We start from the raw sequence: 15,866 nt of genomic DNA, 5'->3' as shown, positions 1-15,866 counted from the left end.
ATTCCACTTCCTTTTCTGGGTTATCTGTTATATAATACAAATAACAGTTTATAACTGTAATATAACAAAGAGGTGATAAAGAAGATGGCCACTCAAATAGCTGGGATTCAAGTAACTGGTCCGATGCGGCCTGGATATGAAGAAATTCTGACTCCGGATGCTTTGCAATTTATTGAACAGCTAGAAAGAAGATTTGGGCAGCGTCGAGTGGAACTTCTGAAAAAGAGAGAAGAACGTCAACGAGAGTTCGATCAAGGAAAATTTCCGACGTTCTTGAAAGAAACCGAATCTATTCGGAATAGTGATTGGGAAATTTCTCCCCTTCCTGAAGACTTGAAGGATCGCAGAGTGGAAATTACCGGGCCTGTTGATCGCAAAATGGTCATTAATGCGTTAAACTCGGGCGCCAAATGTTTTATGGCCTGTTTTGAAGATGCTACATCGCCCACTTGGGAGAATATCATCGAGGGACAGATCAATTTAAGGGACGCTGTAAACCGCACGATCACTTTCAAAAATCCTAACGGAAAGACATACGAATTGAAGGACAAAACCGCTGTATTAATTGTGCGCCCGCGTGGTTGGCATTTGGAAGAAAAGCATGTGTTGGTGGATGGACAACCTATCTCCGGGGCACTGTTTGATTTCGGGCTGTTTTTCTTTCATAATGCCGTGCGATTAGTGGAGAACGGTACAGGACCTTACTTCTACCTTCCGAAAATAGAAAGCCATTTGGAAGCAAGGCTTTGGAATGATGTCTTTGTTTATGCGCAAAAATATGTCGGCATCCCTAGAGGAACGATTAAAGCAACGGTTCTTATTGAAACGATCACGGCAGCTTTTGAAATGGATGAAATTTTATACGAATTGCGCGAACATTCCGCCGGTTTGAATTGCGGGCGTTGGGATTATATTTTCAGCTACATTAAAAAGTTCAGGAATCATAAAGATGTTATTTTGCCGGATCGTTCTACTGTCACCATGACCGTTCCGTTTATGCGCTCCTACTCGCTTTTGACGATCAAAACATGCCATCGCCGAAAAGCACCGGCCATTGGCGGGATGGCTGCGCAAATACCAGTCAAAGATGATGAGAAGAAAAATGAAGAAGCCTTTGCCAAAGTGCGGGCAGATAAAGAACGGGAAGCAAGAGACGGACACGATGGCACATGGGTGGCTCATCCTGGTCTTGTGCCGGTGGCAATGGAAGTGTTTGACCGGGAAATGAAAGAACCGAATCAAATTGAAAGCAAGAAATTGGAGGATGTCCATGTAACGGAACAAGATCTCGTCGAAGTTCCGGAAGGGAAAATCACCGAAGAAGGCGTCCGTATGAATATCAATGTCGGGATTCAATATATTGCTTCTTGGTTAAGCGGTCGGGGTGCTGCGCCGATTCACAATTTAATGGAAGATGCGGCAACTGCTGAAATTTCCCGCGCTCAATTATGGCAATGGATTCGCCATCCAAAAGGAATTTTGGACGACGGGCGAAAGGTGACGAAAGAAATGTATGAACAATTCAAGCAAGAAGAGCTTGAAAAAATCAAGCAAGAAATCGGCGAAGAAGCCTATGCTTCCGGGAGATTCGATGAAGCCGTCGAATTGTTTGACAGACTGACGTTAAACGATGAATTTGAGGATTTCTTAACCATTCCTGGTTATCAAATTTTATAAATACGAATCTATGAAAATGGGAGGAATTGACAATGACAGATCCACGTGTACAAAAATTAAAAGAATCATGGGAAAATGATGAAAGATGGAAAGGGATTACTCGTCCGTATACAGCGGAAGAAGTGATCAAACTTCGCGGTTCGATTGATATTGAATATACACTGGCTCGCCGCGGTGCTGAAAAGCTTTGGAAACTGCTTCATACGGAAGACTATATCAATGCATTAGGAGCGTTGACCGGAAACCAAGCCGTGCAGCAAGTAAAAGCCGGATTGAAAGCCATCTATTTGAGCGGATGGCAAGTGGCAGCCGACGCCAACCTCGCCGGCCAAATGTATCCTGACCAAAGTTTGTACCCGGCCAACAGCGTACCGCATGTGGTCAAACGGATTAATCAAGCTTTGCAACGCGCCGACCAAATCCACCATTTAGAAGGAGACGACTCCATTGATTGGTTTGCTCCGATTGTGGCAGACGCAGAAGCCGGTTTCGGAGGACAATTGAATGTATTCGAATTAATGAAAGCGATGATCGAAGCAGGGGCTGCCGGTGTCCATTTCGAAGACCAGCTTTCTTCTGAGAAAAAATGCGGGCACTTAGGCGGAAAAGTGCTGCTGCCGACTCAAACAGCTGTACGCAATTTGATCGCTGCTCGTTTGGCGGCTGATGTAATGGGCGTACCAACTATTCTGGTAGGCAGAACGGATGCTCAAGCAGCTGATTTGATCACTAGCGATATTGACCCATATGATGCTCCATTTATTACAGGGGAACGCACGGAAGAAGGATTTTATCGCACGAAAAAAGGAATTGAACAAGCGATTGCTCGCGGACTTGCTTATGCGCCTTATGCTGACCTTATCTGGTGTGAAACTTCTGAACCGAACGTGGAAGAAGCTCGCCAATTTGCGGAAGCCATCCATGAGAAATTCCCAGGCAAGCTATTGGCATACAACTGCTCGCCATCGTTTAACTGGAAGGCAAAATTGGATGATAAAACGATTCTCAACTTCCAAAAAGAATTGGCTAAAATGGGCTATAAATTCCAATTTGTTACACTTGCCGGATTCCATACGCTTAACTACAGCATGTTCGAATTGGCAAGAGGCTATAAAGACCGTGGAATGGCTGCTTACTCTGAATTGCAGCAAAAAGAGTTTGCCAGCGAAAAATATGGATACACGGCTACTCGCCATCAACGCGAAGTCGGCACCGGCTATTTTGACGAAGTGTCCATGGTGGTTACAGGTGGAAATGCATCTACCGTTGCCCTTAAAGGCTCTACGGAAGTGGAACAATTCCAAACTCAACCTCAAAGATAATAAAGAAAAGAGCTTCGGATCTCATTCCGAAGCTCTTGTTCTTCATGTAGCCGTCACTTAATCTTCCGCTTCCAAGCCCCTTTACTCAACTAAAGGGGTCTGACCCCTTTTTTCAATTCTTTTGCCAACGTTTCTTCCATTAATTCAAACGTTTGTTCAATTTCATTTTCTGGTTTGGATGTAAGGAGGCTAACTATCAAAATCGCCAATGTGCTTAAGAAAAAGCCTGGAATCATTTCGTACATAAAGTGTTTCAGGGCAGGAATGCTGATCCAGATGATCACCGTTACAGCTCCGACTATCATGCCTGCAAGCGCCCCCCATTTATTCATTCGTTTCCAATACAAGCTCAGTAAGATCGCCGGACCGAAAGAGGCGCCAAATCCTGCCCAAGCATTGCCTACTAAAGCTAAAATCGTATCATTCGGCGAATACGATAAAATAATCGCGACAACGGCTACTAAAAGAACCGAAAGCCGTCCGATCAACACCAATTCCTTGTCAGAAACATTCCGCTTCACAAACGCTTTATAAACGTCTTCGGTCAAAGCGCTGGATGTGACCAAAAGCTGTGACGATATCGTGCTCATGATGGCCGCTAATATAGCCGCTAATAAAAAGCCGGTGATCAACGGGTGGAATAAGATCCTGGAGAACACGATAAAGACAGTTTCCGGATCGTGAAGAGGATAATGTTTGACGGACATATAGGCAATCCCTGTAAGTCCGACAAGAACAGCGCCGCCGACCGTCATGATCATCCAGCCTATTCCGATCCGACGCGCCGTTTTCATTTCCTTGACAGAATGAATCGCCATAAAGCGGACAATGATGTGCGGCTGTCCAAAGTAGCCTAGCCCCCAAGCCAGAAAGGAGATAATGCCCATGATCGATGTACCTCTAAACATGTCCAGCAGTTTCGGATCCACCGAATGAATCTCGCTGAAAACGGAGACGGGGCCGCCCAAATCCAGAAAAACGACAAGCGGTACGAGAATAAGAGCAAAAAACATAATCGTTCCTTGGACAAAATCGGTTAAACTGACAGCTAAAAATCCACCTAACAAAGTATAAAAAATGACGACTCCTGCTGTGAGAAAGGCCCCTAAATGATAGTTGAGGTGAAAGGCCGATTCAAACAGTTTTCCTCCGGAAACGATCCCGGCGGATGTATATAAGGTAAAGAAAATAATAATGACCAGCGAAGAAACAAGGCGCAGCAGCCTAGAACGGTCGATAAACCGATTTTCTAAGTAGTTTGGAATCGTAATGGAATCATTGGCGACATATGTGTACATTCGCAATCGCGGCGCCAAAAATAAATAATTGGAATACGCCCCGATGACCAGTCCGATGGCGATCCATGAACCGGAAATTCCGGTTGTGTACAAGGCGCCGGGAAGCCCCATCAATAGCCACCCGCTCATATCCGAGGCGCCAGCGGAAAGAGCGGTGACAGCAGGTCCGAGCGATCGGCCGCCAAGCATATAATCCGATAAATTCGACGTTTTCCTGTAAGAGTACCATCCGATAGCCAGCATGGCCAAAAAATAAATCGATATTGAAATATAAACGCCGCTCTCCATAAAATCCTCCTCTTGTAATATTTTTTTGAATTTTCAAATTTAAATCTTTCTATTATTTTATGAACCATAGAGCCGATTATACGGTGGCCAGCTTCTGTAGATCGGCCATTTCGTCCTTGAGAAAAAGGTCTTATAGAAAAATATTATATAATTTGATATTTTAAGAAAACAAGTCATATAAAAAAGATTTTGGAAAAGAAATAGACGGAGATTTGTTCTCTACTCCGTCGACAATGTTCGTGGTACAATAAACATTGAGTGAGAAATTACGCTAATTTGTTGCTTTTCCATCTTTTATTTTGATATCATCAATATTATTGCAATGGCACGAGAATATTCTGGAGGTGAAGGAAATGTCACGAATTTCCATTGAACAAGTAAAGCACGTTGCTGATTTAGCGCGATTGGCGATTACGGAAGAAGAAGCTGAAAAATTCGCTACACAGCTGGATGCCATTATTTCGTTTGCGGAACAGCTGAATGAATTAGATACGACGAATGTAAAACCAACTTCGCACGTGCTGGAAATGAAAAACGTGCTGAGAGAAGATACTCCGGAAAAAGGGCTTCCTCGCGAAGAAGTTCTAAAGAATGCGCCTGACCACCAAGATGGGCAAATTCGTGTTCCGGCCATTATTGAGTAGAGGAGGGGTATGAATGGCACTGTTTGACCATAAGCTGACAGAATTGCACGATCTTTTACATAACAAAGAAGTAAGCGTCTCGGACTTAGTCGATGAAGCTTATAAAAGAATCAGTGAAACGGATGAAAAAATACAAGCTTTCTTAACTTTAGATGAAGAAAACGCTCGTAAAAAAGCGCAAAAACTGGACGAAAAGCTGGGCAGCGACGAAGAAAAAGGCCTTTTATTCGGAATGCCGATTGGAATTAAAGACAACATCGTTACAAAAGGTCTTCGCACAACTTGCGCAAGCAAAATATTAGAAAACTTCGATCCTATTTATGATGCGACCGTAATCGAAAAACTTCGGGAAGCAGAAGCCATTACGATCGGAAAATTGAATATGGATGAATTTGCGATGGGATCCTCCACTGAAAATTCCGGCTTCCAGCTGACTCGCAACCCATGGAATACGGAACGGGTTCCGGGCGGTTCTTCAGGAGGCTCGGCTGCGGCAGTGGCAGCGGGACAAGTTCCTTTTGCTTTAGGATCTGACACGGGTGGATCGATTCGCCAGCCTGCAGCCTTTTGCGGAGTCGTAGGATTAAAGCCGACCTATGGACGGGTTTCTCGTTTTGGATTAGTAGCTTTTGCTTCTTCTTTGGATCAAATCGGTCCCATTACACGCAATGTAGAAGATAACGCTTATCTTCTACAAGTGATCGCCGGATTGGATCCGCATGACTCTACATCGGCCAATGTGGAAGTGCCGAATTATGCGGCTGCACTAACCGGAGATGTGAAGGGATTAAAGATCGCCGTTCCAAAAGAGTATCTTGGCGAAGGAGTTCAAGAAGAAGTTCGACAATCCGTATTGAATGCTTTGAAAGTGCTCGAAAAACTAGGAGCCACTTGGGAAGAAGTATCGCTCCCGCATTCAAAATACGGAGTGGCCACGTATTATCTGTTGGCTTCTTCTGAAGCATCGTCCAATTTGGCTCGCTTTGACGGCATCCGCTACGGTTATCGGACGGAAAATGCCGAAAACTTGATTGAACTTTATAAGAAAACGAGAGCAGAAGGCTTCGGCGACGAAGTAAAGCGCCGCATTATGCTTGGAACATTTGCGTTAAGCTCCGGTTACTATGATGCTTATTACAAGAAGGCACAACAAGTGCGTACGCTGATCAAAAAAGACTTTGAAGATATTTTTGAAACTTATGATGTCATCATCGGGCCAACGACTCCGACACCGGCATTCAAAATCGGCGAAAATATAGACGATCCGTTGACGATGTATGCAAATGATATTTTAACGATCCCTGTGAATCTTGCAGGTGTGCCGGGAATCTCTGTTCCATGCGGATTTTCTGCGGACGGATTGCCGTTAGGGCTTCAAATTATCGGAAAGCACTTTGACGAAAGCACTGTTTACCGCGTGGCGCATGCATTTGAACAGGCAACGGACTTCCATAAACAAAAACCGCAACTGTAAGGGGTGAAAAAGCGAATGAATTTTGAAACTGTGATCGGATTAGAAGTGCACGTAGAACTCAAAACGGAGTCGAAAATCTTTTCGCCTGCACCTGCTCATTTCGGAGCTGAACCGAACACCAATACGAACGTGATCGACCTTGGATATCCGGGTGTGCTGCCAGTGTTGAATAAACGGGCGGTAGAATTTGCGATGAAAGCGGCGATGGCGTTAAATTGCCAAATTGCGACTGAAACGAAGTTTGACCGCAAAAACTATTTTTATCCGGACAATCCGAAAGCCTATCAAATTTCCCAATACGATCAGCCAATTGGCCAAAATGGCTGGATTGAAATTGAAGTGAACGGCAAAAAGAAAAAAATCGGCATTACTCGCCTGCATTTAGAGGAAGATGCCGGGAAATTGACCCATGCCGGAAACGGTTATTCATTGGTTGACTTTAACCGTCAAGGGACACCTCTGATTGAAATCGTTTCTGAACCGGATATTCGCAGCCCGGAAGAAGCATATGCCTATCTGGAAAAATTGAAATCGATTATCCAATATACAGGCGTGTCGGATTGTAAAATGGAAGAAGGATCGCTTCGCTGCGATGCCAATATTTCACTCCGTCCATACGGTCAAAAAGAATTTGGAACGAAAACGGAGCTTAAAAACTTGAACTCGTTCAACTTTGTTCGCAAAGGGCTGGAATTCGAACAAAAACGGCAAGAAAAGATCTTGTTGTCCGGCGGAGTCATTGAACAAGAAACTCGCCGTTTTGATGAAGCGACCGGACAAACGATCTTGATGCGCGTGAAAGAAGGATCGGATGATTACCGCTACTTCCCGGAACCGGACTTAGTAGAACTGTATATTGACGACGAATGGAAAGAACGGGTGCGCGCTGAAATCCCGGAACTTCCGGATCAAAGGCAAAAACGATATGTGGAAGAATGGGGTCTTCCAGCTTATGACGCCAAAGTTCTGACCCTTACAAAAGAAATGTCCGATTTCTTTGAAGCAACCGTAAAAGCTGGAGCCGATGCTAAGCTCGCCTCCAACTGGATGATGGGAGAAGTGTCTGCTTATTTAAATGCGCAAGGAAAAGAATTGCATGAAATCGCCTTGACGCCTGAAAGTTTGGCAGGCATGATTCGCTTGATTGAAAATGGCACTATTTCTTCTAAAATTGCCAAGAAAGTATTTAAAGAGTTGGTCGAAAAAGGCGGAGATCCGGAAAAAATCGTCAAAGAGAAAGGGCTTGTCCAAATTTCTGATGAAAATGAACTGCGCAAATATGTGCTGGAAGTGCTCGACGCCAATCCGCAATCGATTGAAGACTTTAAAAACGGAAAAGATCGGGCGCTTGGATTCCTTGTCGGTCAAATTATGAAAGCGACTAAAGGACAAGCTAATCCGCCGATGGTGAATAAGTTATTGCTTGAAGAAATCAATAAACGTTAACATGCTTTATAATAAAAAGGAGGCGGCTCCGTTTAAGAGCCGGCCTCCTTTTTTGTGTGCGCCCGGCATGGGTGTAATCTATAGGGTGAAAGTCCCGAGCTGCGAAGGCAGAAGTAGCAGTTAGCTTAACGCAAGGGTGTCCGTGGTGACGCGGAATCTGAAGGAAGCGGGCGGCAAACTTCCGATCTGAGGAACACGAACTTCATATGAGGCTAGGTCACACTGGGTGAGTTTGCACAACAAAACAAAGCCCTTTCTGCCGAAGGTGATACAGAGTAAATGAAGCAGATGGATGGAAGGAAAGATTACACTCTTACCCGGGGAGGTCTGATGGATACGTGAAGTACCCTTCATAACCTACTTAGTGATAAGTAGCTGAGCCATCAGAAGTCAGCAGAGGTCATAGTACGAATTGGTCTAGAACAATTCGGAAGGACTGAACAATTAAGAGAGAATAGCCCTTTGCATTCAGTGTGTCATGTTGAACACAGAAAACGTAGTACCTCACTTGAGGAAGGAAACGGTGAATTCCGTGGGGGACCTCTTGGAGGGTGGAGTGACCACTGGCATAAGAAGATAAGCTATTCACGGAAGGAAGAATAACAATGCTTTTGAATCAAATCCTGTCACGGGAGAATATGCTTTTAGCTTTACAAAGAGTAGAAAAGAACAAAGGTAGCCATGGAGTAGATATGATGCCCGTACAAAACCTACGTCAGCACATAGTCGAAAACTGGATATCCATTAAAGAAGCAATTCTCAAAGGGTACCTATGAACCAATGCCTGTTCGAAGAGTCGAAATCCCGAAACCTGATGGCGGTGTTCGGTTACTAGGTATTCCAACCGTAACAGACCGTTTGATTCAACAAGCAATTGCCCAAGTATTATCGAGGATATATGACCCTATGTTCTCCGAACATAGTTATGGGTTTCGTTCAAATCGAAGTGCTCATGACGCAGTTAGGAAAGCAAAAGGCTATATCAGAGATGGTTATAGATGGGTAGTAGACATGGATTTAGAAAAGTTCTTCGATCGAGTGAATCATGACAGGCTGATGAGTACATTAGCCAAGACTATTAAAGAAAAGCCACTATTGAAGCTAATCCGCAAATATCTACAAGCTGGTGTCATGATTAATGGTGTGGTATCTAGGACAGAAGAAGGGACGCCGCAAGGTGGCCCCCTAAGCCCTTTACTTTCGAATATTGTACTAGATGAACTAGACAAAGAATTAGAGAAAAGAGGGCATAAATTTGTTCGTTATGCCGATGACTGTAATATTTACGTGAAGTCAAAACGGGCTGGTGAAAGAACCATGGCTAGTGTCAAACGATTTATTGAGGGAAAACTTCGTCTAAAAGTCAACGAGAAGAAATCTGCGGTTGACCGACCATGGAAACGAAAGTTTCTAGGATTTAGTTTTACACCTTCAAAAGAGCCAAAAGTTCGGATTGCCAAGCAAAGTCTAAAACGAATGAAGAAAAAGGTGCGAGAAATCACGTCAAGAAAAATACCATACCCAATGGAATATCGGATTAAGAAACTTAACCAATATCTACTTGGATGGTGTGGATATTTTGCATTAGCAGACACAAAGAGTATCTTTGAAGATTTGGATGGCTGGATTCGACGAAGACTCCGGATGTGTTTATGGAAAAACTGGAAGACCTCAAAGACCAGGATACGCAACCTCATAAAACTAGGAGTTCCTGAATGGAAAGCTTATGAATGGGGGAACAGTCGTAAAGGTTATTGGCGAATCTCAAAAAGTCCCATATTACACAGAAGAGGGTGTCCCAAAAGTATAGCTTTTAGGGACACCCATTTTTTGTGAATGGTTCTTTGAACCTGGTCTGTTGATTTCCGTTCCAGGCGCTTCGCTTTCCGCGGGCGTGCCGGGGAGCCTCCTCGTCGCTTACGCTCCTGCGGGGTCTCCCCTGTCCCGTACTCCCGCAGGAGTCTTCGCGCCTTCCACTCCAATCAACAGAGTGAAAAATTAATCTTGAAACTCTGTACAAAAAAATAAAGAAAATCGTTCTTTTTTGGTATAATTTAGTCACTACAACCAATCTACCGGAAAGGAACGATTTTCTTATGTACATAAATTATACCACGACAGGACAATTAGTTCTACCAATGGATATAGAAGTTCTAATCCCCGAACATCATCTTTGCCGAATTGTGGATTTGGCAGTAGAAAAGATGAATCCAAACATCCTTCTTTCTCTTCATCCTGGTGGCGGCCGCCCGCCTTACCATCCCAAAATGATGTTAAAAATTATCCTTTATGCCTACGTCAATCGAATTTATTCTTCCCGGCAAATTGCTAAACAACTGGGAGAAAACATTTATTTTATGTGGCTTTCGGGAAACCAAAAACCTGATTTTCGTACAATCAATCGATTTCGCTCCAATCGTATGAAGGATGTCATTTATGAAACCTTCTTCGGAATTGTGGATCTTTTATGCCAGGAGGGGTTAGTAAAGCTTGAAGATTATTATTTTGATGGAACGAAAATTGAAGCTAACGCTAATCGATATACTTTTGTTTGGAGGAAGGCGACCGAAAAGTTCGATACAAAGCTGGATGAGAAATACAAACAGATCGTCTTATCGATTGAGGAAGTAATGAAAGAAGATGAGCAAGCTGAAAAAGAAATGGATTTTCAAGAAAAATTGGAGGCAGCTCCTGTTACCTCCGAGAAAATCCAAGAGACCATCAAAAAGGTAGAGAAAAAATTAGAACAGGAACCTACAAATCGAACCCTGAAAAAAGCAAAACGACAATTGGAAAAGGATCTTTTGCCCAGAAAGCAAAAATATGAAGAACAAAAAGCAACATTTGGCGACCGAAACAGCTATTCAAAAACGGATAAAGATGCCACTTTCATGCGCATGAAAGAAGACCACATGAAGAACGGTCAATTAAAGGCTGGTTACAATGTACAAATCGGAACGGAAGGACAATTTATCACAGGGTTCAGTCTACATCAACGTGCCGGAGATCCCGGCTGCCTAATTCCTCACTTTGAATTAATGAAAAAGTATAATCGGCCAAAACCAAAGACACTCATTGCCGATTCTGGTTATGGTAGCGAAGAAAACTATGATTATTGTGAAAAGGAAGAAATGGAAGCACTGGTTAAATACAACACATTCGATAAGGAACAAACAAAAGCTTGGAAAAATCAAATCGGTAAATTGGAGAACATGACTTATGACGAGGAATTAGACGAATGGATCTGTGCAAATAATAAACGACTTACCTTTAGTTACGAAAGAAAACGGAAATCAGAAAATGGGTATGAATCGGTGAAACGAACTTACATGTGCACAGACTGCTATGGATGCCCTTTTCAATCTTCTTGTGCAAAAGGAAAGAACACAAAAAGCATCAGTGTTTCCATGAAGAATCAGAAGCAGCGCCAAGAAGTCCGTGAAAGATTAACCTCGGAGGAAGCGAAAAAGAAGTATAGACAACGAAAAATAGAAGTGGAGCCAGTATTTGCTCAAATTAAGCACAACAGCCACTTCCAACGATTTACATTAAGAGGCCTTTCCAAAACAACGGTGGAATGGGGTCTTATTTGTGTTGCCCACAATTTGAAAAAGTGGGCAACATACACTGAAAAACAACAAAAAGTGAGGGAATAAAACAGGGGAATGATCTTCTGTGCACGAATTACAACCAATAATATCCAATAAATCATTCTAAAGAAAAAGGCTGAGCCCTAAAAAGTCGATTTTATCGACCTTTTGGGTCAGCCTCCTTAAAAGTCTACAGAAACGTTATGAATTCTTGCGTCATTTATCTTGATTGAACCGCCGTATACGGAACCGTACGTACGGTGGTGTGAGAGGACGGGGGTTAATCACCCCCTCCTACTCGATTAAGCTTGAGGGGTTTATAATTCATCAAATCCGTTGTCAATCACATTGACTTTTGTATATTGACGCGACTTTTGTTCAAAGAAATCCGATTTTCCTAAGTCTACTTCTTCATACGCTTTAATCCACGGAAGCGGGTTGGTTTGATAGCCCGGAAACGGTTTTGAATCCGGGTATCCAAGCTGTTTGACGCGGAAGTTGGAATAAAACTTGACATAGGCTTCTACATCTTCAATGAAAATGCCATTTATTTTATTGCCGATCACTTCTCGTGCCCAATCAATCTCGAGTTCTGCCGCTTGTTTAAAAGTTTCTTTCACAAAGTGTTCCATTTCTTCATTATCATATTCCGGATATTCTTTTAATACTTCTTTAAAGATTTTCACAAACAAATCGACATGAATTTGTTCGTCCCGGTTAATGTAATTAATCATCGTGCTTGTCGCGACCATTTTTTGATGGCGAGCAAGATGGTAAAAGAAAGCGAACCCTGAATAAAAGAACAGTCCTTCCAAAATGACGTCAAACACGCAGGATTTCAATAAGTGCTCCACGGTAGGCTGTTCCACGAAATGTTTATACCCATCGGTGACAAACTCATTTCTTCGCTGCAAAGTAGGTTCGGTCCGCCAAAACTCAAAAACTTCATCTTGTTTTTGTTTCGGAACGAGGCTGGATAATATATAAGAATAAGAATGATTATGAATCACTTCCTGCTGAGCCAATATAATCATCAGCGCGTTTAAGCTGGAATCGGTCAAATAATCGGCCACTTTTCCGGCATAATCGGTTTGGATGCTGTCAAGCAAAGCGAGAAGGCCGATGATTTTCAAAAAGCTGTCCTGTTCAGCAGGAGGCAGCTCAGGAAATTGTTTAATGTCTTGGGACATATTGATTTCAAATGGCGTCCAAAAATTAGCCAGCATTCTTTTATACTTCGGATAAGCCCAAGAAAAGCGGACATCATCCCAGTTTAAAATATTGGAGCTTTCACCGTTGACAATTTTCGTCGAACGGTTGGGAGCTTCACGATTGATTAGTTCTCTCTTTTTTAATCCTTCCATTTTCATATCCTCCTTGAATATCCAATGTCAGCTTGAGCACGATTCGCATTCTTCCATGATTTCCGACGAAGTGGACCGCAAATAATACGTAGATTTCAGTCCGGATTTCCATGCTTGCAAATGAAGATCCAGCAGCTGTTTCGCTTTAATCGTGTTTTGTACGTACATGTTAAAGGAAATCGATTGATCAATATGGCGCTGACGAACGGCGTTTTGACGGATGCTCCAATGTTGGTCGAGAAGATAGGCCGATTTATAATACCATGTCGTGTCGGCGTTCAAGTCGGGCGCTGTCACCGGTATCTTGTAATCTTTCTTTTCTTCGGCATAAAATTTTTGGAAAACCGGATCAATGCTCGGTGTGCTTCCGGCTATCAAGGAGGTGGATGAATTCGGAGCGATCGCCATTAAATAGCCGTTTCGAATTCCGTGTTCTTGAATGCTGCGGGCCAGCTGTTTCCATTTTTCATCTTTCAGATAGCCGCGTACTTCAAAATAGCGTCCGCTTTCCCAATCGGAGCCTTCAAAGTAAGGATAGGCTCCTTTTTCTTTCGCTAATTCCATGCTGGCTTGAATGGCATAGTAAGCGATAGTTTCATATAATTCATCCGCGTATTGAACGGCTTTATCACTTTCCCAGCGGATATGTTTCAAAGCGAGCAAATGATGCCAGCCGAACGTGCCTAATCCGACGGCTCGGTATTTTTGGTTCGTGATTTGAGCCTGCAAAACAGGAAGATGGTTGATGTCGATCACATTGTCGAGCATTCGGACTTGAATCCGGATGAGACGTTCCAAGCATCCATCTTGAACGGCCCTTGCTAAATGGATGGACGACAAATTACAAACGACAAAATCTCCCGGAACTTTCTCCACGTGAATGCGGCCGTCTTGGATATATTGTTGGGTCATGACGGTCGGGCTCATATTTTGGGCAATCTCGGTGCACAAATTCGTCGCGTAGATCATTCCTTTATGCTTGTTCGGATTCATGCGATTGGCCTCATCACGGTAGAACATAAACGGCGTTCCCGTTTCGAGCTGGCTTCTCATAATGGATTTCATAATTTCAATCGCAGGCACTTTTTCTTTGGAAAGCTGTGGATGGTTGACACATTCTTGATATTTTTCACGGAAGCTTCCCCGGCCTTTTTCTTCGTCATAATAATCTTCCAATGAGAAGCCCATGACGGTTCTGACCTCATGAGGATCAAACAAATACCAATCATCCCGGTTTTCGACGGCTTCCATAAAGAGATCGGGTATGCACACACCCGTGAAGATATCATGGGTACGGAACCGTTCGTCGCCGTTATTCAGTTTCGCGTCTAGAAATGCAAAAATATCTTTATGCCAAACGTCCAGATAGACGGCAATCGCTCCTTTGCGTTGTCCGAGCTGATCGACGCTGACAGCGGTATTGTTCAATTGTTTCATCCACGGAATGACTCCTGATGAAGCGCCTTGATGGCCGCGAATGGCGCTGCCGCGGCTGCGGATTTTTCCAAGATACAAACCGATTCCGCCGCCATGTTTCGATAAATTGGCCGCATCGGTGTTGCTGTCGTAAATACCTTGAAGGCTGTCGTCTACTGTATCAATAAAGCAGCTGGATAATTGACCGTATTTTTTGCCGGCGTTGGCCAAAGTCGGAGTGGCTACCGTCATATAGAGATTGCTTAACGCCCAGTAGGCTTCTTTCACAAGCGTTAGACGTTTTTCTTTCGGTTCTTTTTGCATCAACGTCATAGCGATGATCATCCAACGTTCTTGCGGCAATTCCATCGTTCTTTTTTCGTAATCTTTTGCTAAATACCGGTCATTTAATGTACGCAGCCCGATGTATGTAAATAGCTCGTCTTTTTTCGGATCAATAATAGATTCCAACTCTTCTATTTCTTGTTTGGTGTAGGTTTCAAGCAGAACAGAGTCGTAAATTCCAATCTCCGTCAGATGTTGAATCAACGGATAAAAAGGCCCGTAGCCTGTCTCGCCCGGATCATAGCCTCTGTTGGCTGCTGCTTCTGTATACAATAGGCCGGCGAACAGCTTGGCGGCTACAAACGTCCAATCAGGTTCTTCTACAGAGATAAAACCGAGACATTCCAAAATCAATTCCTCGGTTAACGCTTTGGTAGAAAGCCAAGGTTTTTGTTCCGCCATCTGTTTGGCTTTTAAGGATAATATCGAAAAATCAAGCTGTGGATATTGGTGAGATAGTTTTTCAAATAAAAGCTGAAAAACTTGTTCTTTTGAATTGGTTGAGATCATGGTTTGGTCCTCCTTATCGTTTGAAAGAACAAAAAAATCCGCCCGGAAATATGAGCGGATCAAACGATAGACAAAAAAGGCAGAGGTAACCTTTTTTCACTATCGTTTCATCTTCCCAAATCCCCGGAGAATTGAAACTTGACAAGGATGGCAGGTCTCCTGGCTTGTGGTCATCCTACTAGGGACCTTCCCATATCAGCACCGAACAGCAAACTGATACAGTGGTATTCCCGTTCGTCTCACTTACAGTTGCGGGGACAGCTCCGGAATTTCACCGGATTCCCTTTTAAGTCCAACGACACCATCGCTTGCAGCGAAACAATATATTGAAATTGTATGGAGTTGTCGATCTATATATTGTGATGATAAACTTTGCGCAAAGAATTGTCAAGAGGGCAGAGCTCTTTATCGATAGTGATAAAGAAAGAAGAGAACCTGAGTGAAGAAGTGCAAAAAAAGAAATCCCCTCGTCTTTGTTCAAAGAGACAAGGG

At 43.3% G+C, this 15,866-nt stretch carries 9 protein-coding genes, 1 pseudogene and 1 riboswitch; of the genes and pseudogenes, 7 read left to right on the top strand and 3 right to left on the bottom strand.

The window, feature by feature from the left end:
* Positions 1-84 precede the first annotated feature (84 nt).
* Both aceB and aceA read left to right on the top strand, forming a co-directional pair.
* Positions 85-1,677 (top strand): malate synthase A, encoded by a 1,593-nt coding sequence (gene aceB, locus N1I87_RS15700; protein WP_003354102.1) that lies wholly within the window; start codon positions 85-87, stop codon positions 1,675-1,677.
* A gap of 32 nt (positions 1,678-1,709) precedes the next feature.
* Entirely contained in the window at positions 1,710-2,999 is a 1,290-nt protein-coding gene (gene aceA / locus N1I87_RS15695; RefSeq protein ID WP_327804632.1) for an isocitrate lyase, read from the top strand.
* Between the two features lie 89 nt (positions 3,000-3,088).
* Here aceA and putP read toward each other — a convergent pair whose 3' ends face one another.
* Complete coding sequence (putP, locus tag N1I87_RS15690; RefSeq protein WP_341102814.1) at positions 3,089-4,585, bottom strand: sodium/proline symporter PutP; 1,497 nt, start codon at positions 4,583-4,585, stop codon at positions 3,089-3,091.
* 353 nt (positions 4,586-4,938) lie between these two features.
* Here putP and gatC point away from each other — a divergent pair, with 353 nt between their 5' ends.
* From gatC to N1I87_RS15665, 5 genes and pseudogenes are all read left to right on the top strand, one after another.
* On the top strand, positions 4,939-5,229 hold the full coding sequence (gatC, locus tag N1I87_RS15685) for an Asp-tRNA(Asn)/Glu-tRNA(Gln) amidotransferase subunit GatC (RefSeq protein WP_003354105.1): 291 nt from the start codon (positions 4,939-4,941) through the stop codon (positions 5,227-5,229).
* A gap of 13 nt (positions 5,230-5,242) precedes the next feature.
* Entirely contained in the window at positions 5,243-6,703 is a 1,461-nt protein-coding gene (gene gatA, locus N1I87_RS15680) for an Asp-tRNA(Asn)/Glu-tRNA(Gln) amidotransferase subunit GatA (protein WP_341102812.1), read from the top strand.
* A 15-nt stretch (positions 6,704-6,718) separates the two neighbouring features.
* On the top strand, positions 6,719-8,149 hold the full coding sequence (gene gatB, locus N1I87_RS15675; protein ID WP_048624098.1) for an Asp-tRNA(Asn)/Glu-tRNA(Gln) amidotransferase subunit GatB: 1,431 nt from the start codon (positions 6,719-6,721) through the stop codon (positions 8,147-8,149).
* Positions 8,150-8,754: 605 nt separating this feature from the next.
* Positions 8,755-9,937 (top strand): annotated as a pseudogene (gene ltrA, locus N1I87_RS15670) (group II intron reverse transcriptase/maturase); the annotation flags it as partial.
* A gap of 308 nt (positions 9,938-10,245) precedes the next feature.
* Positions 10,246-11,805, top strand: coding sequence for an IS1182 family transposase (locus tag N1I87_RS15665; protein ID WP_270584763.1), 1,560 nt, complete (start codon positions 10,246-10,248; stop codon positions 11,803-11,805).
* Between the two features lie 251 nt (positions 11,806-12,056).
* Here the strand turns inward: N1I87_RS15665 and N1I87_RS15660 are convergent, their stop codons facing one another.
* Together N1I87_RS15660 and N1I87_RS15655 are read right to left on the bottom strand one after the other, a co-directional pair.
* Entirely contained in the window at positions 12,057-13,103 is a 1,047-nt protein-coding gene (locus N1I87_RS15660) for a ribonucleotide-diphosphate reductase subunit beta (protein ID WP_340397382.1), read from the bottom strand.
* A gap of 27 nt (positions 13,104-13,130) precedes the next feature.
* Complete coding sequence (locus tag N1I87_RS15655) at positions 13,131-15,374, bottom strand: ribonucleoside-diphosphate reductase subunit alpha (RefSeq protein WP_341102810.1); 2,244 nt, start codon at positions 15,372-15,374, stop codon at positions 13,131-13,133.
* A gap of 132 nt (positions 15,375-15,506) precedes the next feature.
* A riboswitch (cobalamin riboswitch) is annotated at positions 15,507-15,695 on the bottom strand.
* Between the last annotated feature and the right edge of the window lie 171 nt (positions 15,696-15,866).

The sequence above is a fragment of the Bacillus sp. FSL W8-0102 genome (genome assembly GCF_038007225.1).
GTDB classification, from domain to species: Bacteria; Bacillota; Bacilli; order Bacillales; family DSM-4216; genus Bacillus_O; species Bacillus_O smithii.
This window is presented reverse-complemented; position numbering and strand designations above follow the sequence as displayed.